This is a genomic window from Streptomyces sp. NPDC111520 (assembly GCF_055635295.1).
On sequence record NZ_JBVKBW010000007.1, the window covers coordinates 485,344 to 509,712 of the forward strand.

18 protein-coding genes are annotated in these 24,369 nt (G+C 74.0%); 8 read left to right on the forward strand and 10 right to left on the reverse strand.

Features of this window, described 5'->3' with window-relative positions; all coding sequences use genetic code 11:
• Positions 1 to 81 precede the first annotated feature (81 nt).
• Positions 82 to 1,746: a choline dehydrogenase gene (gene betA / locus ACZ7MY_RS19790; RefSeq protein ID WP_499603254.1), complete on the reverse strand. Its 1,665-nt coding sequence runs from the start codon at positions 1,744 to 1,746 to the stop codon at positions 82 to 84.
• 226 nt (positions 1,747 to 1,972) lie between these two features.
• Between betA and ACZ7MY_RS19795 the strand changes: the two genes are divergently transcribed.
• A complete protein-coding gene (locus ACZ7MY_RS19795; RefSeq protein ID WP_499603255.1) occupies positions 1,973 to 2,770 on the forward strand; it encodes an IclR family transcriptional regulator in 798 nt (265 codons plus the stop codon).
• Here ACZ7MY_RS19795 and ACZ7MY_RS19800 read toward each other — a convergent pair.
• The 3 genes from ACZ7MY_RS19800 to ACZ7MY_RS19810 form a co-directional block, all read right to left on the reverse strand.
• Complete coding sequence (locus tag ACZ7MY_RS19800) at positions 2,758 to 3,891, reverse strand: aromatic ring-hydroxylating oxygenase subunit alpha (RefSeq protein WP_499603256.1); 1,134 nt, start codon at positions 3,889 to 3,891, stop codon at positions 2,758 to 2,760. The genes ACZ7MY_RS19795 and ACZ7MY_RS19800 overlap by 13 nt on opposite strands.
• A gap of 82 nt (positions 3,892 to 3,973) precedes the next feature.
• A complete protein-coding gene (locus ACZ7MY_RS19805; RefSeq protein ID WP_499603257.1) occupies positions 3,974 to 5,161 on the reverse strand; it encodes an NAD(P)/FAD-dependent oxidoreductase in 1,188 nt (395 codons plus the stop codon).
• Positions 5,158 to 5,520: a bifunctional 3-phenylpropionate/cinnamic acid dioxygenase ferredoxin subunit gene (locus tag ACZ7MY_RS19810; RefSeq protein ID WP_499603258.1), complete on the reverse strand. Its 363-nt coding sequence runs from the start codon at positions 5,518 to 5,520 to the stop codon at positions 5,158 to 5,160. Before ACZ7MY_RS19810 ends, ACZ7MY_RS19805 begins: the two co-directional genes overlap by 4 nt.
• Positions 5,521 to 5,778: 258 nt before the next feature.
• Here ACZ7MY_RS19810 and ACZ7MY_RS19815 point away from each other — a divergent pair, with 258 nt between their 5' ends.
• From ACZ7MY_RS19815 to ACZ7MY_RS19825, 3 genes are all read left to right on the forward strand, one after another.
• A complete protein-coding gene (locus ACZ7MY_RS19815) occupies positions 5,779 to 6,507 on the forward strand; it encodes a response regulator transcription factor (RefSeq protein WP_499603259.1) in 729 nt (242 codons plus the stop codon).
• A gap of 58 nt (positions 6,508 to 6,565) precedes the next feature.
• The gene (locus ACZ7MY_RS19820; protein ID WP_499603260.1) at positions 6,566 to 9,496 is read left to right on the forward strand and encodes a SpoIIE family protein phosphatase; all 2,931 of its coding nucleotides are present in this window, start codon (positions 6,566 to 6,568) and stop codon (positions 9,494 to 9,496) included.
• Between the two features lie 75 nt (positions 9,497 to 9,571).
• Positions 9,572 to 10,615 (forward strand): helix-turn-helix domain-containing protein, encoded by a 1,044-nt coding sequence (locus tag ACZ7MY_RS19825; protein ID WP_499603261.1) that lies wholly within the window; start codon positions 9,572 to 9,574, stop codon positions 10,613 to 10,615.
• A gap of 549 nt (positions 10,616 to 11,164) precedes the next feature.
• Here ACZ7MY_RS19825 and ACZ7MY_RS19830 read toward each other — a convergent pair.
• Complete coding sequence (locus ACZ7MY_RS19830) at positions 11,165 to 12,589, reverse strand: sensor histidine kinase (protein WP_499603262.1); 1,425 nt, start codon at positions 12,587 to 12,589, stop codon at positions 11,165 to 11,167.
• 99 nt (positions 12,590 to 12,688) lie between these two features.
• Between ACZ7MY_RS19830 and ACZ7MY_RS19835 the strand changes: the two genes are divergently transcribed.
• Positions 12,689 to 13,633 carry a D-2-hydroxyacid dehydrogenase family protein gene (locus tag ACZ7MY_RS19835; protein ID WP_499603263.1) on the forward strand — a complete coding sequence of 315 codons (945 nt, stop codon included), beginning with the start codon at positions 12,689 to 12,691 and terminating at the stop codon, positions 13,631 to 13,633.
• A 94-nt stretch (positions 13,634 to 13,727) separates the two neighbouring features.
• Here the strand turns inward: ACZ7MY_RS19835 and ACZ7MY_RS19840 are convergent, their stop codons facing one another.
• From ACZ7MY_RS19840 to ACZ7MY_RS19860, 5 genes are all read right to left on the reverse strand, one after another.
• Positions 13,728 to 14,357 (reverse strand): MBL fold metallo-hydrolase, encoded by a 630-nt coding sequence (locus tag ACZ7MY_RS19840; RefSeq protein ID WP_499603264.1) that lies wholly within the window; start codon positions 14,355 to 14,357, stop codon positions 13,728 to 13,730.
• Positions 14,357 to 15,442, reverse strand: a complete 1,086-nt coding sequence (locus ACZ7MY_RS19845; protein ID WP_499603265.1) for an S-(hydroxymethyl)mycothiol dehydrogenase — start codon at positions 15,440 to 15,442, stop codon at positions 14,357 to 14,359. Before ACZ7MY_RS19845 ends, ACZ7MY_RS19840 begins: the two co-directional genes overlap by 1 nt.
• A gap of 536 nt (positions 15,443 to 15,978) precedes the next feature.
• The gene (locus ACZ7MY_RS19850) at positions 15,979 to 18,285 is read right to left on the reverse strand and encodes an ABC transporter permease (protein WP_499603266.1); all 2,307 of its coding nucleotides are present in this window, start codon (positions 18,283 to 18,285) and stop codon (positions 15,979 to 15,981) included.
• Positions 18,286 to 18,290: 5 nt separating this feature from the next.
• Complete coding sequence (locus ACZ7MY_RS19855) at positions 18,291 to 19,064, reverse strand: ABC transporter ATP-binding protein (protein ID WP_499603267.1); 774 nt, start codon at positions 19,062 to 19,064, stop codon at positions 18,291 to 18,293.
• Complete coding sequence (locus tag ACZ7MY_RS19860; protein WP_499603268.1) at positions 19,061 to 19,567, reverse strand: PadR family transcriptional regulator; 507 nt, start codon at positions 19,565 to 19,567, stop codon at positions 19,061 to 19,063. The genes ACZ7MY_RS19855 and ACZ7MY_RS19860 overlap by 4 nt, the downstream gene beginning before the upstream one ends.
• A gap of 170 nt (positions 19,568 to 19,737) precedes the next feature.
• On the opposite strand from ACZ7MY_RS19860, the gene ACZ7MY_RS19865 reads away from it, so the two are divergent.
• The 3 genes from ACZ7MY_RS19865 to ACZ7MY_RS19875 all read left to right on the forward strand — a co-directional run bounded on the left by ACZ7MY_RS19865 (position 19,738) and on the right by ACZ7MY_RS19875 (position 24,362).
• On the forward strand, positions 19,738 to 21,015 hold the full coding sequence (locus ACZ7MY_RS19865; RefSeq protein ID WP_499603269.1) for an ABC transporter substrate-binding protein: 1,278 nt from the start codon (positions 19,738 to 19,740) through the stop codon (positions 21,013 to 21,015).
• Between the two features lie 252 nt (positions 21,016 to 21,267).
• Positions 21,268 to 22,953 carry a glycoside hydrolase family 13 protein gene (locus ACZ7MY_RS19870; protein ID WP_499603270.1) on the forward strand — a complete coding sequence of 562 codons (1,686 nt, stop codon included), beginning with the start codon at positions 21,268 to 21,270 and terminating at the stop codon, positions 22,951 to 22,953.
• Positions 22,954 to 23,030: 77 nt separating this feature from the next.
• Positions 23,031 to 24,362, forward strand: coding sequence for an ABC transporter substrate-binding protein (locus ACZ7MY_RS19875; protein WP_499603271.1), 1,332 nt, complete (start codon positions 23,031 to 23,033; stop codon positions 24,360 to 24,362).
• Positions 24,363 to 24,369: the final 7 nt, after the last annotated feature.

The window sequence follows — 24,369 nt, forward strand, 5'->3', positions numbered from 1 at the left end:
GTCCGACCGGCCACCGGCCGTCAAGGGGTCTCACGGCGTGTACGGCACAACCTGACCACGTGAACGGGGCGGCCCGCGCGGTCAGTTGGCGGGCACGTCGCGGTGCCGGTAGTACCGCGTCCTCGAGGGCGGCAGCGGTTCACGGCCGAGTATCAGATCGGCCGCCTTCTCGGCGATCATCATCACGGGCGCGTAGATGTTGCCGTTGGTCACGTAGGGCATCACGGACGCGTCGACCACCCGGAGCCCCTCCGTGCCGTGCACCCGCATGCTCGCCGGGTCGACCACGGCCATCTCGTCGGTGCCCATCCGGCAGGTGCAGGACGGGTGGAGGGCGGTCTCGCCCTCCTTGGCGACCCAGGCCAGGATCTCCTCGTCGGTCTCGACGCCGGGACCGGGCGAGACCTCGCCGCCGTTGAAGGGGGCGAGCGCGGGCTGTCCGAGGATGTCCCGGGCGACGCGCACCGCCTCCACCCACTCGCGGCGGTCCTGCTCGGTGGAGAGGTAGTTGAAGCGCAGCGCGGGCTTCTCGCGCGGGTCCGTGCTCCTGATCCGCACCGAGCCGCGGGCGTCGGAGTACATAGGCCCCACGTGCACCTGGTAGCCGTGGCCGCCGGCCGGGGCGGAGCCGTCGTAGCGCACGGCGATGGGCAGGAAGTGGAACATCAGGTTGGGGTAGTCCACGTCCCCGTTGCTGCGCGCGAAGCCCCCGGCCTCGAAGTGGTTGGTGGCGGCGGGGCCCCTGCGGAAGAGCCACTGCAGCCCGATGAAGGGGTACCGCCACTTGGCCAGGTACGGCTGCATGGAGACCGGCCGGGTGCAGGCGTACTGGACGTAGACCTCCAGGTGGTCCTGGAGGTTCTCGCCGACGCCGGGCAGGTCGTGGACGACGTCGATGCCGAGCGCCGACAGCCGCGCGGCGTCGCCGACCCCGGAAAGCTGCAGCAGCTGGGGCGAGTTGACCGCGCCGCCGCACAGCACGACCTCGCGGGCGCGCACCTGCTCGCGGACGCCCCTGCGCCGCTCGTACTCCACGCCGACGGCGCGCTTGCCCTCGAACAGGACCCGGGTGACCAGGGTCCGGGTCCGTACCGTCAGGTTGGGGCGGCGGCGCACCGGGTCCAGGTAGGCCCGGGCGGCCGAGAGCCGGCGGCCGCGGTGGACGTTGCGGTCGAAGGGCGCGAAGCCCTCCTGGCGGTAGCCGTTGACGTCGTCGGTGAGCCGGTGGCCCGCCTGCTGGACGGCCTCCAGGAAGGCGGGGAAGAGCGGGCTGGAGGCGGGCCCGCGCTCCAGGACGAGCGGGCCGTCGTGGCCGCGGAACGCGTCGTCGGCGTCGGCGGCGAGGCAGTTCTCCATGCGCCGGAAGTACGGCAGGCAGTGGGCGTGGTCCCAGTGCTCCATGCCGGGGTCCTTCGCCCAGCGCTCGTAGTCCATGGGGTTGCCGCGCTGGAAGATCATGCCGTTGATGCTGCTGGAGCCGCCGAGGACCTTGCCGCGGGCGTGGTAGATCCGCCGCCCGCCCATGTGGGGTTCGGGCTCCGACTCGTAGCCCCAGTCGTAGAAGCGGCTGCCGATGGGGAAGGTGAGCGCGGCCGGCATGTGGATGAAGACGTCCCAGGGGTAGTCCGGACGGCCGGCCTCCAGGACCAGCACGCGGTTGGCGGGGTCGGCGGAGAGCCGGTTCGCGAGGGCGCAGCCGGCGGAGCCCCCGCCGACGATGACGAAGTCGTACTGATCGGGAGCCATGTCAGCCTCGCCTCATTCGTCTCACTCGTCTCACTCGTCCCGACTGCCCGGCGTGCCTCGGTCGCGCGGTCGACAGGTCGACTGGCGCAGCATGCTAGTACGGTGCCGCTATGCGCACCAGGTTGCGAACGACGCAACTTGCCCCGCCCGATGGCGGATTGGGGTCGCCCCCGGCCCCCGTCCGGGGGATCGGCGCGTCGTTGTTTACCGCGCGTATAGTTTCGCTGTGAGCAACTTCAGTGCAGATACCGAAACAAGCGGTGCACAGCCGGGCGGCGTCCAGTCCGTCGACCGGGCGATCAGCGTGCTGGAGATCCTGGCGCGGCGCGGCGAGGCCGGCGTGAGCGAGGTCGCCGCCGAGATCGAGGTCCACAAGTCGACGGCGTTCCGGCTGCTCGGCGCGCTGGAGGCACGCGGCCTGGTGGAGCAAGCGGGCGAACGCGGCAAGTACCGGCTCGGCTTCGGCATCGTACGGCTGGCCGGCGCGGTGACCGGCCGCATCGACATCACGCAGCAGGGCCGGCCGGTGTGCGAGCGGCTCGCCGAGGAGATCGGCGAGACCGTCAACATCGCCGTGATGGAGAAGCACTTCGCGATCAACCTGTACCAGGTGCGGGGACCGGCGGCGGTCACCGCGCACAACTGGGTCGGCCGGCTGACCCCGTTGCACGCGACCTCCAGCGGCAAGGTCCTGCTCGCCCACCTCCCGGCGGGGCGGCGCGCGGAACTCCTCACGGACGCGGGCCTGGAGAAGCTGACCCCGCACACCCTCACCTCGCGGACGAAGCTGGAGAAGGACCTCGCCGGGGCCCGGGAGCGCGGGTACGCCTTCACGCTGGAGGAACTGGAGATCGGCCTGCACGCGATGGCCGCCCCCGTCCGCTCGCGCGACGGCGAGGTCATCGCCGCCGTCAGCGCCTCCGGCCCCTCGTACCGATTCACCCAGGAGCGCATGCGCGAACTCGCGCCACTGCTGGTCGCCGGGGCGGCCGAGATCAGCCACCGCATGGGCTACCTGGGCTGAGCCGTGCCGAGGCGTTCGTGCACCCAGTCGTGGAAGCCGGCGATGTGGTGCTCGCTCGGGACCAGGACCCCGCCCTTGGCGTAGAGCCGGGAGGACATCGCGGGCTGGCAGCGCTCGCAGGCCTCGAAGTCCTGGCGGTTGACCCGGTCGAAGAGCTCGACCGAGCGGCTGAGGTCCCTGCCCTCGGCGACGACCTCCTCCAGGTAGAGCCAGTCGCACTCGACGACGGTGCGGTCCACCGCGAGCGGGTACATGCGGTGCAGGATCACGTGGTCCGGCACCAGGTTGACGAAGACCTGGGGCTTGACGGTGATCGCGTAGTAGCGGCGGTCCTGGTCCGCGGAGACCCCGGGTATGCGCGCCAGGCCGGGCGAGCCGTCCACCGTGAAGCCCTGGACGTCCGCACCGAACTCGGCGCCGTGGCCGACGTAGTACTGCGCGGCGTAGCCGTCGGCGAACTCCGGCAGCACCTCGGTCAGTTCGGGGTGGATCGTGGCGCAGTGGTAGCACTCCATGAAGTTCTCGACGATGAGCTTCCAGTTGGCCCGGACGTCGTAGACGATCCGCCGGCCGACCCTCAGGTCCTCGATGCCGTAGCGCTCCAGGGACGCCACGTCCCCGAGCCTGGTCACGACCTCGGCGACCACCTGCTCCTCGAAGGAGGGCGGGTCCTCGGCCAGGCAGACCCACACGTAGCCCAGCCATTCGCGGACGTGCACGGGGACGAGCCCGAACTCGGTGCGACCCACGTCCGGCATCTTGGTGAGGTTGGGGGCCGCCACGAGCCGGCCGTCCAGGTCGTACGTCCAGGCGTGGTACGGGCATTGGAACGCCCGTCTGACCTCGCCGCCCTCCTCGGTGAGCAGCCGGGCGCCGCGGTGCCGGCACACATTGTGGAAGGCCCGCACCGCGTGGTCGCGGGAGCGGGTGACCAGGATGCTCTCGCGGCCGACGTCCACCGTCCTGAAGGCGCCCGGCCTACCGAGTTCGGAGGAGCGCGCCACGCAGAACCACATCGCCTCGAAGATGCGCTCCTGCTCCTGGGCGAAGATCCCCGGGTCCGTGTAGTAGGAGCCGGGGAGGGTGGCGATCAGGCTGTCCGGCAGGCCGTTGGGGGTCACGGGCACTCCTTGCAGGACGTTGTGTAATGAGCAACGGAGTGTGCACTGCGCAACTGCAGCATGTGGCGCGGGTCCGGCGCTGTCAAGACGTGAGGGCGGCCAGCCGCTTGCGCCAACGGGTGAACGACCGGGGCCGGTTCATCCCCAGCACGGCCACCGGCACGCCGCCCCTGCGGTAGACGGCGAGCACGTCGCGCCCTTCGGGCGCGCCCTCCTCGACCGTCACCGAGTCGGCCCCCGCGGCGCGGCCCGTGAACTGGATGCGCACGCCGTACTGGTCGGACCAGAAGTACGGCGCCCGGGGCGCTTGTTGACCGCCCGGGCCACCCGCGCCGCCCGGGCCACCCTGGAGCAGCGCGGCGACGGCGGTGGCCGGGCGCTCCAGCGCCGCCGTCCAGTGCTCCACGCGGTGGTGCGCCCCGGCAGCCGGGTCGTACCAGGCGGCGCAGTCGCCGACGGCGACGACGCCCGGCAGGCTCGTCCGGCCGTCCGCGCCGCAGAGGACTCCGTCGCCGAGCCGGATCCCGGACCCGGCGAGCCAGTCCACGCACGGGCGGGCCCCGATCCCGGCGACCACGGTGTCCGCGGGGAGCCTGCGGCCGTCGGCCAGGACGACGGCCGCCACCCGCCCCCCGCCGTCCGTCTCGGTCCCGCGCACCCCCGTGCCGCACAACAGCCGTACGCCGTGGTCGGCGTGGAGGCCGGACACGACGCCGCCCATCGTCTCGCCGAGCGGCCCCGACAGCGGGGTGGGAGCGGCCTCGACGACGGTGACGTCGAGCCCGAGGGCGTAAGCGGTCGAGGCGACCTCGGCCCCGATGAAGCCCCCGCCGATGACGACGAGCCGCCCGCCGCGTGCCAGGTCGGCCCGCAGCGCCCGGGCGTCGTCGAGGGTGCGCAGCGTGTGCACCCCGGATCCGGCCGCCGCGCCGGGCAGCGTACGGGCCGCCGCCCCGGTGGCGATGACGACGCCGTCCCCGGTGACGGAGCGGCCGTCCGCGAGCCGGACGCCGCGGGCGCTCGGGGCGAGCGCCACGGCCCGTGCGCCGAGCAGCCATTCGGCCCCCAGGTCCTCCCCGTCCGCCTCCAGCGCCAGCGCCGGCTCCTCGGCCCGTCCCGCGAGGAACTCCTTCGACAGCGGCGGGCGGTCGTACGGCCGGTGCGGCTCCTCGCCCACGACCACCAGCCGCCCGTCGAACCCCCGGGCACGCAGCGCCCGCGCGGCCGACAGCCCCGCCAGCGAGGCGCCGACCACGAGGACTGTCCTCACCCGGCTCCCCCGGCGGGCCGGCCGGCCGCGCACGACGGCGGCCCCGGGACGGCCGGCGACAGCCGTACGTGGATCGTGCCGTCCTCGACCACGACCTCGTGGGTCCGTACGGGCCGCCGGGCCGGGGGCGCGTCCACCGCACCGGTCCGCAGGTCGAACTTCGAGGCGTGCAGCGGGCATTCGACCTCGCAGCCCTCCAGCCAGCCGTCGGCGAGCGACGCGTCCTGGTGGGTGCAGGTGTCGTCGACGGCGTAGAGCTCGCCCTCCTCGGTGTGGAACACCGCGACGGGCGGGTCGGTTTCGAGCCGGAAGGCCTCGCCACGCGGGAGGTCCGCGAGCCGGCACACGGGAATCATCATGACACCTCGGTGCGTATGGCGGAACGGATTGCGATTAACGCAACATCAGTGTGGAGCTGCCCCCCACCCCTGTCAAGGCATCGCCCGGACACCCGGACGCCGCACCTGACGGGGGATCATCCGCCGCTCGCGGTGTGCCGGCGGCGGGACCGTCGCGATCCGGTCACAGGGGTTGTCCGGGTTCCACCGAATGACATAATCCGTTCCTCTTCTGCATGACAACGGCCGGAATCCGGCCCGGAGGAAGTGACCCACGGCATGAACGTGACCGTTTCGGCCCAGCAGCCGCCCCGTGTGCTGGTCGTGGAGGACGAGGCGAGCATCGCCTCGATGCTCGCGATGGCGCTGCAGTTCCTGGGCTTCGACGTCGTCACGGCCGGCACCGGCGAGGAGGCGGTGAGCGCGGCCGCCGAACGCGCGGCCGACGTGATCCTGCTCGACGTGGGGCTTCCCGACCTCGACGGCTTCGAGGTGTGCCGCAGGCTCCGCGCCGCCCGGGTCGACGCGCCCGTCCTCTTCCTCACGGCCCGGGACGCGGTCGAGGACAAGATCAGGGGCCTGGCGCTGGGCGGCGACGACTACGTCACCAAGCCCTTCGACATCAACGAGGTCGCGGCCCGGGTGAACGCCCTGCTGCGCCGGGGCCGGGCCCCCGAGCCCGCCGGGCGCCGGCTGCGCGCGGGCTGGGTCGAGCTCGACGTGGACACCCACGAGGTGTGGCGGCACGGCCGACCGGTCCAGGTCTCGGCCACCGAGTTCGCACTGCTCCGCTTCCTGCTGGAGAACCCGGACCGGGTGGTCTCCAAGGGACAGATCCTCGACGCCGTGTGGAGCTGCGGCTTCCAGGGCGAGTCCGGGATCGTGGAGACCTACATCTACTACCTCCGCCGCAAGCTCGGCGACACCGACCAGTCGCTGATCCGCACCGTGCGCGGGGCGGGCTACCTGGTGAGGGCCGCCCAGGCGGGCGATACGGCTTCGCGCTGACGGTGCCCGCGCGCGGCGCTATGTTGGCTTTCGGAGGAAGAGCCGACGAGAAGAGGGCATGATCCCGAACGAAGCCGCCGCCCAGGAGCCTGAAGCGCCGCTCGAGCAGCCGGGAGCGGAGCGACTCGGGCTGCTGCGGTCCTCCGGCGACGACCAGGGCGAGCGCGAGGCGCTGCGGCTGGGGCTGCAGCAGGCCGTGGCGGCGCTGAACGGCCTGGGCGGACTGGTCCACCTACGCGGGCAGGAGGCCCGGGGCGGAGTGCCGCTCCGCCTGGCCGCCAGCAGTGGTCTGCCCCGGAACCTCACCCGGGGCTGGCTCTTCCTCCCCCCGCAGGACGCCACCGCGCCCGGCCGTGCGACCAACGACGGCGAACCGGTGTGGCTGCCCACCACGGGGACGACCCCCGGCCCGCTGCCCGGCGGATCCGGGCTCGCCGCCGTCCCCCTCCCCGGCCCGGAGGGCCCGCTCGGCGCGCTCTCCGTGGTGACCGTGGGCACCGCGCCCCCCGCCCCCGGCGAGTGGGAGCTGCTGCGGGCGATCGCCGCGTGGGTGTCGGAGCGGCTGGGCCGGACGGCGGCCGTCGAGTCGCGCGAACGCTGGCGCCTGGCGGAGGGCGGCCCGGGGCGCGGGCCCGGGCCCGGGCCTAGGGAGACCCCTTCCGACGTGGGCATCGGCACCTGGGAGTGGAACGTCCGCACCGGAGAGGCCTACCTCGACGAGACCGCCCGCTCCGTCTTCGGGATGTCCCCGCAGATGTACGACGGGCGCCTGGAGACCTGGGTGGAGCTGGTCCACCCCGAGGACCTGCCCTGGGTGATCGCCGACGCCGAGGAGGCGGCCCGGGCCGCCGGAGGGTTCGCCTGGGAGTACCGGGTCCGCCGGCCGGACGGGAGCTTCCGCTGGGTGCAGGCCCGCGGCCGCAGCGTGCTCGGTGAGGACGGCAAGGCCGTACGGCTGGCCGGCGTCCTCTGGGACAGTACCGAGACCCGGGTCGCGACGGACGCCGTCGGCCGGGCCCTGCGCCACATGAGCGACGGCTTCCTCGCGGTCGACGACGACGGCCGCATAGCCTTCGCCAACCCACAGGCCGAACGCCTGCTCGGGGCCCGGCGGCCCCTGGTCGGGGAGGTGCTGTGGGACCTGCCCGGGGTGCGCGACTCCGAGCTCGAGGCCCAGTGCCACCGGGCCGCGGAGGGCGACACCGTCAGCGCGGACATCGCGTGGGACGGCGGCAGGCGCCGCTACCACCTGCGGGTCCTGCCCGTGCCCGACGGCCTGACCCTCTACCTCACCGACGTCACCGAGCGCCGGCTCGCGGAGGAGGCCCGCGCCGACGCCGCCCGCACCGCCGCCGACCGCGCCGCGCACATCGGCCGGCTCACCACCGCGCTCGCCGAGGCCGTCACCGTCAGGGAGGTCGTCGCCGCCGTCGCCGACCGCGTGCTGCCGCTGTTCGACGGCACCGGGCTGATCATCAAGACGCTGGAGGGCGACCTGCTGCGGGTGGTCGGCTTCGTCGGGTACCCCCCGGGCCTGATGGAACGCCTCAGCCGGACCCGGCTCATCGAGGGCAGCCCCAGCACCGACGCCATCCGTGACCGCGTGCCCCGCTACATCACCTCCGCGAAGGAGTTCCGGGAGGCGTACCCGCACCGGATCGCCTTCCAGGAGTGGTCCCAGAAGCACGCCTGGGCCTTCCTCCCGCTGATCGTCTCCGGGAAGGCGGTCGGCTCCTGCGTCGTCTCCTTCTCCGAGCCGCGCCCGTTCAGCGAGGAGGAGCGCACCCTGCTGACCGCGCTCAGCGGACTGGTCGCCCAGGCCCTGGAGCGGGCCCGGCTCTACGACGCCGAGCACGGGCGGGCGCAGGAACTGCAGCGCGGGCTGCTGCCGCGCCTCCTGCCGGAACTGCCGGCGGTCAGCGCGGCGGCGCGCTACCTGCCCGCCGTCGAGGGGACGACGGTCGGCGGGGACTGGTACGACGTCATCCCGCTCTCCGCGGACCGGGTCGCACTGGTCATCGGCGACGTGATGGGGCACGGGATCTCCGAGGCCGTGACGATGGGGCGGCTGCGCACCGCGGTGCACACGCTCGCCGGTCTCGAACTGCCCCCCGACGAACTGCTCGCCCACCTCAACGACCTGGTCAGCGACCTCGGGGACGACTTCTACGCGACCTGCCTGTACGCCGTGTACGACCCCGCCAACCGCACCTGCACCTTCTCCCGGGCCGGGCACCCACCGCCCGCTCTGGTGCTGCCCGACGGCACCGTCCACTTCGCCGGGCACTCGCCGGACGCCCCGCTGGGCGCGGCCACGCCGCCGTTCGCGACGGTGGAGCTGGAGATCCCCGAGGGCAGTCTGCTGGTGCTCTACACCGACGGCCTGGTCGAGTCCTCCCGCCGGGACATCGACACCGGCATGGCCGGGCTGGCGAAGGCCCTCACCGGCGCGCAGGCCGCCGCGCACACGCGGCCGGCGGAGGGCCGCAGGGGCGAGGCGGAGCGGCTCGGGAGGCTCTGCGACGAGGTGGCCGCGGCCCTCGACCCCCACCAGCAGCACGCCGGGGACGACGCGGCCCTGCTCATCGCCCGCACGCACGCCCTGGCGCCTGGCGACGTCGCCACCTGGTCCCTGCCCGAGGACCCGCTCTCCGCGGGCGAGGCACGCGAGCACGTCCGCCGCCGGCTGGACGCCTGGGGCCTGGACGAACTGGTCACGACGACCGAGCTGATCGCCAGCGAGCTGGTCGGCAACGTGGTGCGGCATGCCAAGGGCCCCATCGGCCTGCGGCTGATCCGCAGCCGCACCCTGGTCTGCGAGGTGTCGGACGGCAGTCTGAGCACCCCCCGGATCCGGCACGCCGGCGACACCGACGAGGGCGGCCGAGGACTGCAGCTGGTGGCCGCGCTGTGCCAGCGCTGGGGCACCCGCTACGTCCCGGGCGGCAAGTGCATCTGGACCGAGCAGGCGATCCCGGACCAGCCGTGACGTCCGTCGATACCCTGCGCCAACTCTGATCGGGCTTTGATGTGACTCTGATACTCCGGTGCTTGGCTTGCGCGCATGACCACCCACGCACCGGTGTCCACGGGCCTGGATTCCTGTCTTGACCTGGGATTCACCGACTCCGGCGGAGGCGAGCCCTCGCTGCGGCGGGAGCTGTTCGCCGCCCTGATAGAAGTCGTCTCCGGCTCGGGGCAGTGGAGCGAGCAGACCGCCGCGCGGATCCGCGGCGAGGGGGTCGCCTGGGCCGCGCGGGGCCGGCCGGTCAGCGCGCTGCGGGTCGCCGTCCGGGAGACGACGGAGTACATCCTGGTCTCCAGCGGGCAGGGGGCGGCCGGCGCCGGCGACCGCTCCCGCGACGAGTTCGCGCGGCGCCTCTCGGACGCCGGGCGCCGCGTGAGCCGGGAGCTGGACCGGGGCTTCTTCGCCCGGCCCGGACGGGAGGCCCCCGCCTCGGCCCCGGAAGCACCGCGCCCCGGCCCCGCCCCCTCCCACGCCCCGCCCGCCTACACCGTGATGGCGCTGCGCGCGCCCGGCCGCGCCCTCGCCGACGTCGAGACGGTGGCCCGCGGCCACGGCGGCCCCGAGACCGCCGTGCTCCCCTCGGGGCGCGGGCCGTACGTGCTCACCCCCTCGCCGCGCCCCGAGGAGTCCCTCGACCTTGCGGCCCGCATCCACCGGGACCTCGGCGGGACGGCCCTGCTCGCGGTGGACTGGAAGCCGTACAACGAGGTGACGGCCGGTCAGCTGCTGGTGGACGACATCTGCGCGGTGGTGGACGCGCTGGGCTTCGGGCCCGGCGTCTACCGGCTGGACGACGTCCTGGTCGAGTACGCGGCCGCGCAGACGCCCGACATCGCGCAACGGCTGGTCGGCATGGTGCAGCCGGTGCTGGACGACCGTGTGCTGCGGGAGACGCTGCGTGCGGTGATCTCCGCCGACGGCGACCCCGACCTGGCCTGCGAGCTGCTCACGCTGCGCCGCAAGTTCTTCGACCGCCGCCTGCGCCGGGTCGAGGAGCTGACCGGCCGCCGCGTCGACGGCCCTCGCGACCTGCAGGTCCTCCGCACGGCCGTCGCCGTCGCCGCGATCATGCGCCAATGAGCGCCGCGCCGCGGCCGGCCCCGCCGGCCACCCTGTAGGGGCGCGCGGGCCCTCGCGACGCCCGCCCGACACGTCAACCGCGCTGACCGACGACTCCGTGACCGCGGCACCGACCCGTCCTGCGTCACGGCCTCCGCGACCACGCGCCGCGAGCGGCCGACCCCGCCGGCCACCCCGTAGGAGGCCGGGGGCCCTCCCGACACTCGCCTCACACGTCAACCGCGCTGACCGACGACTCCGTGACCGCGGCGCCGACCCGCCCTGCGTCACGGCCTCCCCTGCGTCACTGCCTCCGCGACCACGCGCCGGCGAGCGACCGGCCAGGAGCGACCGCCTTCACCCGGGCCGCCGACCACCGCCGCTGGTTCAGCGCGCTGCAGCCACCCGGCACGGCCCGGGCGCCGTGAGCGCCGGGGATCCGCACCCGTACCCGTCGGCCGTGATCCCGGCGACCACGAGCGACGGCACCCTCCCCGGGGCGGGAGTGTCCCCGTGGCGGTCGCCGCCCGGGGCCCTCCCGGCACCCCGCGCCGCCTCGGCGATCCGCCCTCATGCCCCCGTGAGCGCCGGCAGGCGTACGCGGAACCACGCGCCGGACTCCGAGGGCTCCACGCGTACCGACCCGGCGTGCGCCGCGGCGATCGCGGCGACGATGCTCAGGCCCAGGCCGCTGCCGGGGGCGGGGCGGTCGTCCGCGGGGGCGGGGCGGGCGGGGCCGCCCCCGGCGCGGAAGAAGCGCTCGAAGACCCGCTCGCGAAGGTCCTCGGGTATCCCGGGACCGCCGTCGACGACGTCGACGATCTGCTCGTCGCCCTCGCGGCCGACCCGCACCTCGGCGGGGACGTCGTGCGCCGTGTGCGCGGCGACGTTGGCCAGCAGGTTGGTGACGACCTGGCGGAGCCGGTCGGGGTCGCCGGTCACCATGTGGGACCCGGGTTCCACGACCAGGGTCACCGGGCGGGCGGGGTCGACGACGCGGGCGTCGGCCACCGCGTCGGCGCAGAGTTCGGCCAGGTCGACGGGGCGGCATTCGAGCGGACGGCCCTGGTCGAGGCGGGCGAGCAGCAGCAGCTCGTCCACGAGGGCGGACATCCTGCGGGTCTCGTTCTGCACCCGGCGCATGGCGTCGTCGAGGCGGGCCGGGTCGTCGAGGGCGCCGAAGCGCACCAGCTGCGCGTAGCCGCCGATCGCGGTGAGCGGGGTGCGCAGTTCGTGGCTGGCGGCTCCGACGAAGTCGCGCAACTGCTCCTCGGCCTTGCGGCGGCGGTTGAACTCCTCGTCGACGCGTCCGAGCATCGCGTTGACGGCGTCGGCCAGCGCCTCCACCTCCGCGGTCGACACCGGGGCGGAGACCCGCTGCGAGGGTGCGCCCTCGGCGGCGAAGCGGCGGGCGGTGGCGGTGATCTCCTTGAGCGGCGAGATGGTGCGGCGGCTGAAGTAGAGGGCGCCGAGCACGACGCCGGCGATCAGCGGCACACCGGAGAACGCCTCGATGACGACGAGGTTGTGCACGGTGGCGGCGTCGTCCGCGGTGGACTCCGCGATCACCAGGTAGCCCCCGTCGGGCAGCTTCTCCACGACCGCCCGCATCGGGGCCGGGCCGACCGCGCCCGCCCGGCCGGCGGTCGCCATGCGCTCCAGGTCGGCGCTGGAGAGCCGGATCACGGCCCGTTCCACCATCGCGCCGGACTCGCGCTGCACGACCCTCCCGATGGCGTCGGTGAGCAGCACCACGGCGGTCGCCCCGGCGGGCTTGAGGTCCGAACTGGTCTCCAGCTCGTCGAGGCGGTCCTGGCGTATGGAGGCGAGCTGCTGGTCGAGCCGGTTCCGCAGGCCCTCGGCGAGGGCACGCGCGGCGTAGGCGTCCGCGGCCGCGACACCGATCGTGGTGATCGCGAGGAAGCCGAGCGCGAGGCGCCAGTACAGCGAGCGGGGCCACCAGCGCAGCCGGCGCCGTCTGCCGGGTGTCTCCACGTGCCCACCCCTCATTCGGTTCCGGCCGCCGTCCGAGCCGATACTAGGACAGCCCCCGGGCACGTCCGTTCGACCCGATCGAGCCGAGGAGACCGCACCATGCGCATCGCCGTCCTGGACGACTATCAGAAGGCGGCGCACCGGTTCGCCGACTGGGACGCGCTGGGCGCGGAGGTGGTCTTCCGCCACGACCACCTCGCCGGTACGGCCGAGCTGGCCGAGGCGCTGGAGGGCTTCGACGTGGTGGTCGCCATGCGTGAGCGCACCCCGTTCACCGAGGAGCGCTTCGCGGCGCTGCCGGCGCTGCGGCTGCTGGTGACGACGGGGATGGCGAACGCGTCCGTCGACCTGGACGCGGCCCGCCGGCACGGTGTGACGGTGTGCGGCACGGAGAGCATCCCGCACGCCACGGCCGAGCTGACCTGGGGGCTCGTCCTGTCGCTGGTCCGGCACATCCCCGAGGAGGCGGCCGGGATGCGGCGCGGGGAGTGGCAGCACACGATCGGCGGCGACCTCCACGGCCGGACGCTCGGCGTCGTGGGCCTGGGCCGGCTGGGCGCGCGGGTCGCCGCGATCGGCACCGCCTTCGGGATGCGCGTCCTGGCCTGGAGCACCAACCTCGACCCGGAGCACGCCGCCGCGTGCGGCGCTCAGGCGGTCGGCAAGCGGGAGCTCTTCTCACGGTCCGACGTCGTCACCGTGCACTACAAGCTCGGCCCGCGCAGCACGGGTCTGGTCGGCGCGGAGGAACTCGGCTGGATGAAGCGCACGGCGCTGCTGGTCAACACCTCGCGCGGGCCGCTGGTGGACACCGGGGCCCTCGTCGCGGCACTGCGCGAGGGGCGGATCGCCGGTGCGGCGCTGGACGTGTACGACACCGAGCCGCTGCCCGCCGGGGACGTCCTGCGGACCCTGCCCGGCACGCTACTCACCCCGCACCTGGGCTACGTCACGGAGGCGACGTACGAGGTGTTCTACCGGCAGGCGGTGGAGGACGTCGCGGCCTTCCGCGACGGCGCGCCGCTGCGGGTGCTCACGGCCTGAGCGGAGGCACCTCTCCGGCCGAGCCGACGTCCCGGCTCCCGCGGGGACCCGGGCCGGACGGCCCGGGTCCCCGCGGGTCCGGCGGCACGCGGGCTCAGTGCCCGCGGGCGATCCACTCGTCCAGGTGCGGTGCCTCGGCACCGATGGTGGTGCTGTCGCCGTGGCCGGTGCGGACGACCGTGTCAGGCGGGAGGCTCAGCAGCCGCTCGCGGATGGAGTCGACGATGGTCGGGAAGTCCGAGAAGGACCGCCCCGTGGCCCCCGGGCCGCCCTGGAAGAGGGTGTCGCCGGTGAAGACGGTGCCGAGGGAAGGCGCGTACAGGCAGACGGCGCCCGGCGCGTGGCCGGGGGTGTGCAGCACCGTGAGCTCGGTGCCCGCCACCGTGATGACCTGACCGTCGGTCAGTTCGCCGTCCGGGGAGCGGTCGGGGTGGGTGTGCTTCCACAGCGGCAGGTCGTCGCCGTGCAGCAGGATCGGCGCGCCGGTGCGCGCCGCGAGCGCGGGCGCGGCGTCGATGTGGTCGTTGTGGGCGTGCGTGCTGACGATCGCGACCAGGCGGCGGCCGCCGAGCGCCGCCGCGATGGCGTCGGCGTCGTGGGCGGCGTCGACGACGATCGCCTCGGTGTCGTCGCCGACGATCCAGACGTTGTTGTCGACGTCCCAGGTGCCGCCGTCCAGCGAGAAGGTGCCCGAGGTGACGAGGTGGTCGATGCGGGCGGCCATCAGAGGACCACCACCGAGCGCAGCACGTCGCCGTGGTGCATCCGCTCGAAGGCCTTCTCCACCTCGTCCAGGGCGATGGTCTCGGTGACGAAGGTGTCCAGGTCCAGCCGGCCCTGCAGGTGGAGGTCGATGAGCATGGGGAAGTCACGTGAGGGCAGGCAGTCGCCGTACCAGGAGGACTTCAGGGCGCCGCCGCGGCCGAAGACGTCCAGGAGCGGGAGTTCCAGCTTCATCTCGGGGGTGGGCACGCCGACCAGGACGACGGTGCCGGCCAGGTCGCGGGCGTAGAAGGCCTGCTTGTACGTCTCGGGGCGGCCGACCGCCTCGATGACGACGTCGGCGCCGAAGCCGCCGGTCAGCTCGCGGACCGCCTCGACGGGGTCGGTGTCCTTGGAGTTGACGGTGTGCGTGGCGCCCAGCTTCTTCGCCGTCTCCAGCTTCCGCGCGTCGATGTCCACCGCGATGATCTTCGCTGCGCCGGCCAGCCGGGCGCCCGCGATCGCCGCGTCGCCGACGCCGCCGCAGCCGATCACGGCGACGGAGTCCCCGCGGCCGACGTTGCCCGTGTTGATGGCCGCGCCGATGCCCGCCATGACGCCGCAGCCCAGCAGTCCGGCGACGGCCGGGGAGACGGACGGGTCGACCTTGGTGCACTGCCCGGCGTGTACGAGGGTCTTCTCGGCGAAGGCCCCGATGCCGAGGGCCGGGGAGAGCTCGGTGCCGTCGAGCAGCGTCATCTTCTGCTTGGCATTGTGGGTGTTGAAGCAGTACCAGGGGCGGCCGCGCAGACAGGCACGGCACTGGCCGCACACGGCACGCCAGTTGAGGACGACGAAGTCACCGGGGGCGACGTCGGTGACGCCCTCGCCGACCGACTCCACGATGCCGGCGGCCTCGTGGCCGAGGAGGAACGGGAAGTCGTCGTTGATGCCGCCCTCGCGGTAGTGCAGGTCGGTGTGGCAGACCCCGCAGGCCTGGATCCGGACCAGCGCCTCCCCCGGTCCCGGGTCGGGCACGACGATCGTTTCCAGGCTGACGGGGGAACCCTTCTCCCGGGCGACGACGGCACGGACCTGGTGGGCCATGGGGTACTCCTCGGCTGGTACGGATCCCTGAGGCGGGCGTTTCCCATTACGGCACATTCCGCACGTGCCGCAACGCAAGCATCGACGACGGCCGACAGGGCGGTCAAGGACCGCGCAGCCGGGCCGGCCGGTGCGCTCCATTCTTACCAAGGATCATGCCCGGCGGCCCCGTTCGCCGGGTACGGCGTCCGGTGTCGTCCCCCACCGGGCGCGGAACGCGCACGAGGCGCGGACAGCGACGATCCCGCCACCGAGGGTGCGGCGCCGCGGACGCCCGGCCGGGGCTCCGTCGGGGCCGCACGCACATCGCCGCACGGGCCACGGCACCTGCACGGGACCGGCGTCCGAAGCGGCAGCCGGGCCGGAGGCGCGCAAGGTCGCGGCCGCTCCCCGGGCACCCCGTCACCGCGCGTCGAGCAGCATCCGCGGATTACGGTCCCCCGCAGCACCGGACGCGGCGCCCGCCCGGGACCGGCGCCCGAGGCGGCAACCGGGCCCGCAGCACGCGAGGCCGTGGCCGCGCCCGGGACGCCCCGTCACTGCGCGTTGAGCAGCATCCGCGGGTTGCGGTCGCCCGCCGCGCGGGACGCGGGCAGGACGGAGACGGCCACCGCCGCGGCGACGCACAGGCCGCCGATCAGGAGGAGCGCGGCAGCGGGCGGGGCCTGGGCGATGCCCGCGCCGACGCCGCTGGAGCCGCCCTGCAGGTCGATCAGCCAGTCGGAGGCGAACACCCCCGCGGTGACGCCGGCCACCGAGGCGGCCAGCACGACCAGGCCGACCCCGGTGACGACGGTCGCCACGCTCTGCTGCGGCGTCAGGCCCACCGCGCGGTAGGCGCGCATGTCGCGGGCGTGGTCGCGGATGCCGCTGCCGACCGCCGTCGACAGTTCGGCCAGCGCGATCAGCGCGAGCACGGTGACCAGTCCGATGATCACGCCGCGCACGGGGGAGAGTTCGGCGCCGGGGCCGGCGACCTCGCGCACCTCCAGGGCGCCGTGCGAGGCCTCGGTGAGGGCGCCGCGCACCTCCCCCCGGTCGGCGCCGGGACGCAGGCCCAGGCTGTAGTACGAGGGCCCGACGGAGGCGTCCTGGGCCTGCAGGACGTCGAGGGGGGCCGAGATGACGCGTCCGCCGTGCCCGGTCTCGATGCTGCGGCCGACGATGTGCAGGATGTGGGGGGTGTCGCCGACGGTGACCCGGACCCACTGGCCGACCTCGATGTGGAGCGCGTCGATCAGGCCCTGTCCGGCGAGCGCCTCGTCGGGTCCGGCGGGACGCCGGCCCTCTGCGACGGCGAAGGGGTAGGGGTCGTCGGTGGTGCCGATCCCCCGCAGGGTGACGGACTGCGACTGCCCGGGGGCGAGCGCGGGGAGTTCGACGCCAGGGTGGACCGCGGTGATCTCCGGCCGTCCCGCGAGCAGCCGCCGGACCGCTTCGTCGGTGAGGCCGTTGGGGCGGGCGGTGAGCGCGCCGGCCTGGCCGAGTTGTTCCGGGTGGTGCTCGAAGCGGTCGAGGGTGGCCCAGGTGCCCAGCGCCACGGTGATCATCAGGATCGGCAGGGCGAGCCGGGCCACGGCCGCCGCGGAGCGCGCGGGCCGGTGCAGCACCCCGCGGCAGCCGAGGACCAGGGCGGGCGGGGCCCCCAGGCGCAGTGCCGCCCGGGCGGCGCCGGACATCCTGCGGCGTCCCGGAACGGCCCCCCGCGCGGCGGGGATCGGCGGCACGCGGCCGGCCCGCCAGGCGGCGAGCACCGTGGCGAGGGCGATGACCAGCACGGTCGCCGCGGCCGTGCCGGGGAGGGCCCAGGTGTGCTGCGGCAGTCCCTGCCACAGCCCCATGGCGTCCCCCATGGGCCCGGGGATGCCCGGTGCGAGCGTCTCCGCGGCGACCGCGCCGAGCAACACGCCCGCGGTGGCCAGCACCGCGTGCTGCACGAGGAACATCCGGACCACCTGGGCCGGGGTGAAGCCGACCGCCTTGAGGACGGAGATGTCCCGGACGTACGCCAGGACGCGGGTGGCGATGCCCCCGGTCACCGCGATCGCGGCGGCCAGCAGCGCGGCCAGCCCGAACAGGCCGAGCAACAGCCCGAGGAGGTGGTTGTCGCCCTCGGCGTCGGCACGGGCCTCCCGCCAGGTGGCGACGCTGGTGACCCGGTCCGAGCCGACGGCGGTGACGGCGCGCGCGACGACGAAGGCGGTGTCCGCCGGGTCCCTCAGCCGCAGCCCCACGGTCTGCCCCGGCCGGGCCGGGCCGGTGGCGAGGCCGTTCACCAGCGTGGGGGACGCCCAGGCGACACCGGGGTTGTCCCCCGGGGAGTAGAGGGGTTCCGCCGTCCCGGCGACGCCGACCACGCGGACGGTGCTGCGCCGTCCGTCGCGGGTGACGCTGATCTCGTCCCCCGGCTCGGCCCACAGCGCGGACGCCACCGACCGCTCCAGCACGATGCCGTCGTTCGCACCGCCGCCCAGCCAGTTGCCGCGGTCCATCAGGGGCCGCCCCACCGACGGCGGGTTCGTGCCTGCGGCCCGCAGGTCGAGGGCGGCCTTCTCGCGGCCGTGCTGCGCGGTGACGGTCAGGGTGCGGAAGGGACCGGAAACCGCGGTGACCCCGTCGATCCGGGACAGCGCCCGGGTGTCGGCGCCGCCGTCCGTGCGCAGCCACACGTGGGCGCCCTCCGTGGCGGTGAACATCCGCTGCCAGGGATTGGCCGCGTACACCAGCAGGGCGACGGAGAGCAGCAGCGCCGCGGTGATGCCCGCGGTGGCCAGGACGATGGACAGGGCCTGGCCGCGGTGCGTGCGCAGGTCGGCGAGGGCCCAGCGGACGGTGGCGCGCACGGCGGTCAGCCCTGCAGCTTCACGACGTCGGCGGCGGCGCGGGAGGGACGCGAGGCGTACGGCGAGGCGTCGAGGGTGATGTCGTCCACGACCTCGCCGTCGAAGAGGCTGATCACCCGGTCCGCGGCGCTGGCCACCTTCGCGTCGTGCGTGACGAGCAGGATGGTCTGGCCGCGTTCGTGGCAGCGGGTCAGCAGCCGCAGCACCTCCCGGGTGCCCTTGCTGTCGAGACTGCCGGTGGGCTCGTCGGCCAGCAGCAGGGCCGGGCGGTTGACCAGGGCCCGGGCGAGGGCGACCCGCTGCTGCTCACCGCCGGACAGGTCGGCGGGGGTGCTGTCCTCCTTGCCCGTCAGGCCGAGTTCGGCCAGCAGCTCCTGGCGTGCGGCGCGCACCTGCCGGGGGGAGCGGCCGGCGAGCAGGGCGGGCAGTTCGATGTTGTCCGCGACGGTGAGGGTGGAGACGAGGTTGAAGAACTGGAAGACGATGCCGACGCCGCGCCGCCGCAGCACCGCCCAGCGCGCCTCGCTGAGCTGGTCGACGCGCTGCCCGTCCAGCCATATCCGCCCCTGGTCGGGGCGTTCGAGGCCGCCGAGCAGGTGCAGCAGGGTGGACTTGCCGGCGCCGGAGGGGCCGGTGACGGCGACGAACTCGCCCGGCCGCACCTCCAGGTCGACCCCGCGCACGGCCCGGACCTCGCCGCCGTCCACGCGGTGCGTCTTGACCAGGCCCTCGACCCGGAGCATGTGCGGCGCCGCGGGGGGCGGCTCGGCCCTTCTCATTCCAGCTCCTCCTGGCAGCGCTCCAGCCAGTCGAGGTCCGCCTGCAGGTGCAGCGTCGCGCCCTCGATCAGCAGCTGCGCGATGGTGTCGTCCCGGTCCTCCCCCGCGGCGAGCCGGGACATGGCGCGCATGAGGTTGAGGTAGTGGCGGCGCTGCTTGTTGATCAGGGAGACCTGGTCGGCCATGCCGGTGGCCGGGGCGAGGGCGAGCTTCATGAAGAACTCGTCGCGCACCCGCGGCTCGCTGGACGGCTCCTCGAACCAGGCGGCGATCGCCTCCCGCCCGGCGTCGGTGAGTTCGTAGACCCTCTTGTTGGGCCGGCCGGACTGGGTGACGTCCTCGCCCCGGATCAGCCCCGACTTCTCCAGGCGCGCCAGCGTCACGTAGATCTGGCCGATGTTCGGCTGAGGATAGGCAGCACCGAAGAGCTTCTCAAGTGCCGTCTTGAGTTCGTAACCGTGGGCGGGCCCCTTGGCGAGGAGTGCCATGAGAGGAAGGCGCACGCTCGTCCCGTCTCCTCCCCGACTACCTGCCTGTTAGGGGCCGCTCACCAGCGCGATCATCGGTGAGCAGGCCGTCTTGCCGCAATGGCTAGTATCGCGCATGTCCAACAGGTATACATGTCCCTTCGGACGACGACGCCGTCGCCGGAAGCGGGACCCTGGAGGAGCGTATGCGCTGGGCGCGGGCCGCGGGCCGGACCCTGCTCGCCGCTGCCCTGCTGCTGACCGGTTACGCCTCGGAGGGCGCCCGCGCCGCGGACGGCCCGCCCGGCACGACCGGCCGGGGCCCGGTGACCCTCGCCACCGGTCGCGACCTGACCGGCTACCTCCAGCACGTGCTGGACGGCTGGAACCGTGCCCACCCCCTGGAGAGGGCGACGCTCGTCGAACTGCCCGAGGCGGCGGACGAGGTGCGCGCGCAGATGGCCGACAGCCTGCGCTCGGGCAGCGACCGCTTCGACGTGCTCAACATCGACGTGGCCTGGACCTCCGAGTTCGCCGGCGCGGGCTGGATCGCGCCGGTCGACCCGCGCGGACTGCCGATGGAGCGGCTGCTGGACTCGGTGAAGGAGACCGCCACGTTCCGCGGGCGGCTGTACGCCGTCCCGTACGTCACCAACGCCGGGCTGCTCTACTACCGCAAGGACATCCTCGACCGGGAGCACCTGCGGCCGCCGCGCACCTGGGCGGAGCTGGAGCGGCAGGCGCGGACGCTCGCCCCGAAGTACCGGATCGGCGGCTACGCGGGGCAGTTGCTGCCGTACGAGGGGCTGACGGTCAACGTCACCGAGGCCGTGCAGTCGGCGGGGGGCGGGATCCTCGGCGGGGAGGGCAGCCGGGTCACCGTGGACTCCGACGCGGCGCGCGAGGGACTGGGCTTCCTGGTGCGCGGTGTGCGCGAGGGCTGGATCCCGCGTGAGGCGCTGCACTTCAAGGAGGAGGAGTCCCGTCGGGCGTTCCAGGACGGCCGGCTGCTCTTCCTGCGCAACTGGCCGTACGTGTACGACCTCGCCTCGGCGCCGGGCTCGCGGATCGCGGGCCGCTTCGGCGCCGTGCCGCTGCCCGGCCCCGACGGGCCGGGCACGGGCGTGCTCGGCGGGTCCAACCTCGCGGTCAACGCCCACTCGCGGCATCCCGGGACGGCCGCCGACCTCATGGCCTACATGACGGGTGAGTCCGTGCAGCGGCAGGTGCTCACGGAGGGCTCGCTGCCGCCGGTGTGGGCCGACCTGTACCGGGACCCGGGGCTGGTGCGCCGCTACCCGTACCTGCCGGTGCTGGAGCAGAGCCTGCGGGCGGCCAAGCCGCGTCCCAAGAGCGCCCGTTACGAGCAGGTGAGCCTGGCGGTGGCGGCGGTGAGCCGGGACGCGCTGGCGCTGCACACCACGCCGGAGCAGGCCGTCGCGCGCCTGGACCGCGAGCTGCGGGAGATCGTGCGGGACCGCTGATCCCGCGGTTCTTCCCCCCGCGGGTGTCGCACCCACCCTCCCCCGTACATACATGTTAAGTAACGCTGACGCTCTCACATGCCCACTTTCGCTGCCCGATAGCCCCACAAACCACCCCAGTAAGCGCCGACTGTCGGCAGCTCCGTTGACATCTTCCTGACGCCATTACTTAACATGCATGCATAACGAGCCACCCCGCGCGGCGTGCAGTGTCGTGTCCGTCCGCGCGCCCGCAGTCAGGATTGGTGACGGGTGTTCACAGCCCCTCTGGAGGACGGTTCCTCCACCGCCGCCGCCCCCTCCCCCGCACTCACCGCCGTACGCCCCTGGTGGCGCGACGCGGTGGTCTACCAGGTGTACGTGCGCAGCTTCCTGGACAGCACCGGCGACGGCGTCGGCGACCTGGCCGGCGTCCGGGCAGGGCTGCCCTACCTGCGCAGGCTGGGCGTCGACGGGATCTGGCTGAGCCCCTTCTACCCCTCGCCGCAGCACGACCACGGCTACGACGTCTCCGACTACACGGCCGTCGACCCGCTCTACGGCGACCTCGCCGAGTTCGACCACCTCGTCGCCGACGCCCACCGGCTGGGCCTGCGCACCGTCGTCGACGTCGTCCCCAACCACTGCTCCACCGCCCACCCGTGGTTCCGCGAGGCGCTGGCGGAGGGCCCCGGCGGCCCCGCCCGGTCGCTGTTCCACTTCGCCGAGGGACGCGGCGAGCACGGCGAACTGCCGCCCAACAACTGGCGGGCGATGTTCGGCGGCCCCGCCTGGTCCCGGGTGACCGAACCGGACGGCAGCCCCGGCCAGTGGTACCTGCACCTGTTCACCCCGGAGCAGCCCGACCTCAACTGGCGCGACCCACGGGTGGGCGAGCACTTCGAGCACGTGCTGCGCTTCTGGCTGGACCGGGGCGTGGACGGCTTCCGCATCGACGTCGCGGCCGGCCTGTTCAAGCACCCGGCCCTCCCCGACTCCCCGGACCCCGGGGCGGACGAGCGGACCCGCGACTCCGTCAACCCGCTGGCCTGGAACCGTCCCGAGGTGCACGGGGTGTGGCGGCGGTGGCGCGCGATCTGCGAGGAGTACACCGCCCGCGACGGACGCGAGCGCCTGCTGGTCGGCGAGGTCTCCGTGCCCACCCCGGCCGAACAGGCCCGCTACGTCCGGCCCGACGAGCTCCACCAGGCCTTCTTCTTCCACCTGCTGAGCGCGCCCTGGAACGCGGGGGCGTTCCGGACGGCCGTCGCCGAGGCGCTGCGCGACATCGCCGGCACCGGGTCCACCGTCACCTGGGTGCTCAACAACCACGACCAGGTCAGGACCGTCACGCGCTACGCGGGCGGCCCCTCCGGGCACTTCGGTGCCGCCAGGGCGCGTGCCGCCGCACTGCTGATGCTGGCGCTGCCCGGGGCCGCGTACGTCTACCAGGGCGAGGAACTGGGGCTGCCCGAGGTCGTCGACCTGCCGGACGAGGTGCTGACCGACCCGATCTTCCGCCGTACCGGCAGCAGGCGCTTCGTCCGCGACGGCTGCCGGGTGCCGCTGCCCTGGTCGGGGCACGTCTCGCCGTTCGGCTTCACCGCCGAGGGCAGTACGGCCCGGCCGTGGCTGCCGCAGCCCGACTGGTTCGCCGAGCACAGCGCCGACCGCGCGCTGCTGGACACCGGTTCCTTCTGGCACCTGTACCGGGAGGCCCTGGGCCTGCGGGCCCGGCTGCCCCAGCTCGGCGAGGGGACGCTGCGCTGGCTGGAGACGCCGCCCGGGGTGCTCGCCTTCGTCCGCGGCGAGGGCCTGGTCTGCGCCGTCAACTTCGGCGACGAGCCGGTCCCGGCCCCGGTGCCCGGGCAGCCGCTGCTGTCCAGCACCCCCTGCCCGGCCGGGGTCCTGCCGGGCAACGCCGCCGCCTGGTGGGTCCACGACCCGGCGCACAGCTGACCGTTCCGCACCTCCTACAGCACCACGGCACCACGGCACCACACCAACGCACCCCACCGAAGAAGGGACACCACTCGATGAAGCGCACCCTCGTCGCGGCCACCGCCATATGCGGTCTGGCCCTCGCGACCACCGCCTGCGGCGGTGAGACCAAGTCCGCCTCCGACTCCGGGCCGGCGGCCGGCAGCCAGAAGCTCAAGGGCCAGACGGTGACCGTCGCGGCCGTCTGGACCGGCGTCGAGCAGCAGAACTTCCAGAAGGTCCTGGACGGCTTCACCGCGAAGACCGGGGCGAAGGTGGCGTACGTCTCCACCGGCGACAACTTCGCGACCGTCCTGGGCAGCAAGATCGAGGGCGGTGACTCCCCGGACGTGGCGATGGTGCCGCAGCCCGGCGTCCTCAAGGAGTTCGCGGGCAAGGGCTGGCTCCAGCCGCTGTCGCCGGAGGTGAAGGGCGCCGCGGAGAAGAACTACGCCAAGATCTGGCAGACCTTCGGCACGGTCGACGGCACCTACTACGGCCTGTACTTCAAGACGTCCGACAAGTCGACGGTCTGGTACAGCCCGGCCGCGCTGGAGACGGCCGGCGTGCAGCCGCCGAAGACCTTCGCGGAGATGCTGGACGCCGCCCGCGCGGTCTCCGACTCGGGCCTGCCCGCCTTCGCCGTCGGCGGCTCCGACGGCTGGACGCTCACCGACTGGTTCGAGAACGTCTACCTCTCCCAGGCGGGCCCGGAGAACTACGACAAGCTGACCCGGCACGAGATCCCGTGGAGCGACCCCACGGTCGTCAAGGCGCTCACCACCCTGGGCCAGTTGTTCGGCGAGGACGACCTGCTCGCCGGCGGCCGCAAGGGCGCCCTGGCCACCAGCTTCCCCGACTCCGTCGCGCACGTCTTCGGCAAGAGCCCCAAGGCCGGCCTGGTCTACGAGGGCGACTTCGTCGGCGGTGTCATCTCCGGCGACCTGGGCGGCAAGGTCGGCGAGGACGCCAAGTTCTTCCCCTTCCCCTCGGTCGACGGCGGCCCGGCCCCGGTGGTCGGCGGCGGCGAGGCCGCCGTGGCGCTGAAGTCGGGCAAGAACGCCGAGGCCGGCATGGAGCTGATCTCCTACCTGGCCACCCCCGAGGCGGCGGGGATCTGGGCGAAGGCGGGCGGCTTCCTCTCCCCCAACACCGAACTGGACCCGGCCTCCTACGCGGACGACACCCTGCGCACGGCCGCCAAGTCGCTGGTCGACGCCGGTGACACGGTGCGCTTCGACATGTCGGACCAGACCCCGCCCGCCTTCGGCGGCACGCCCGGCAAGGGCGAGTGGAAGATCCTCCAGGACTTCCTGCGCGACCCGTCGGACCCGAAGGCCACCGCGGCGGCGCTCGAGGCCGCGGCCGCCAAGGCCTACAAGGGCTGAGGCCGGG

What these genes read in the sequence shown, in the direction of transcription:
- betA (WP_499603254.1), bottom strand. Translation starts at nt 1,746, where the DNA reads ATGGCTCCCGATCAGTACGACTTCGTCATCGTCGGCGGGGGCTCCGCC.
- ACZ7MY_RS19810 (WP_499603258.1), bottom strand. Translation starts at nt 5,520, where the DNA reads ATGATGATTCCCGTGTGCCGGCTCGCGGACCTCCCGCGTGGCGAGGCC.
- ACZ7MY_RS19815 (WP_499603259.1), top strand. Translation starts at nt 5,779, where the DNA reads ATGAACGTGACCGTTTCGGCCCAGCAGCCGCCCCGTGTGCTGGTCGTG.
- ACZ7MY_RS19820 (WP_499603260.1), top strand. Translation starts at nt 6,566, where the DNA reads ATGATCCCGAACGAAGCCGCCGCCCAGGAGCCTGAAGCGCCGCTCGAG.
- ACZ7MY_RS19825 (WP_499603261.1), top strand. Translation starts at nt 9,572, where the DNA reads ATGACCACCCACGCACCGGTGTCCACGGGCCTGGATTCCTGTCTTGAC.
- ACZ7MY_RS19835 (WP_499603263.1), top strand. Translation starts at nt 12,689, where the DNA reads ATGCGCATCGCCGTCCTGGACGACTATCAGAAGGCGGCGCACCGGTTC.
- ACZ7MY_RS19840 (WP_499603264.1), bottom strand. Translation starts at nt 14,357, where the DNA reads ATGGCCGCCCGCATCGACCACCTCGTCACCTCGGGCACCTTCTCGCTG.
- ACZ7MY_RS19845 (WP_499603265.1), bottom strand. Translation starts at nt 15,442, where the DNA reads ATGGCCCACCAGGTCCGTGCCGTCGTCGCCCGGGAGAAGGGTTCCCCC.
- ACZ7MY_RS19855 (WP_499603267.1), bottom strand. Translation starts at nt 19,064, where the DNA reads ATGAGAAGGGCCGAGCCGCCCCCCGCGGCGCCGCACATGCTCCGGGTC.
- ACZ7MY_RS19865 (WP_499603269.1), top strand. Translation starts at nt 19,738, where the DNA reads ATGCGCTGGGCGCGGGCCGCGGGCCGGACCCTGCTCGCCGCTGCCCTG.
- ACZ7MY_RS19875 (WP_499603271.1), top strand. Translation starts at nt 23,031, where the DNA reads ATGAAGCGCACCCTCGTCGCGGCCACCGCCATATGCGGTCTGGCCCTC.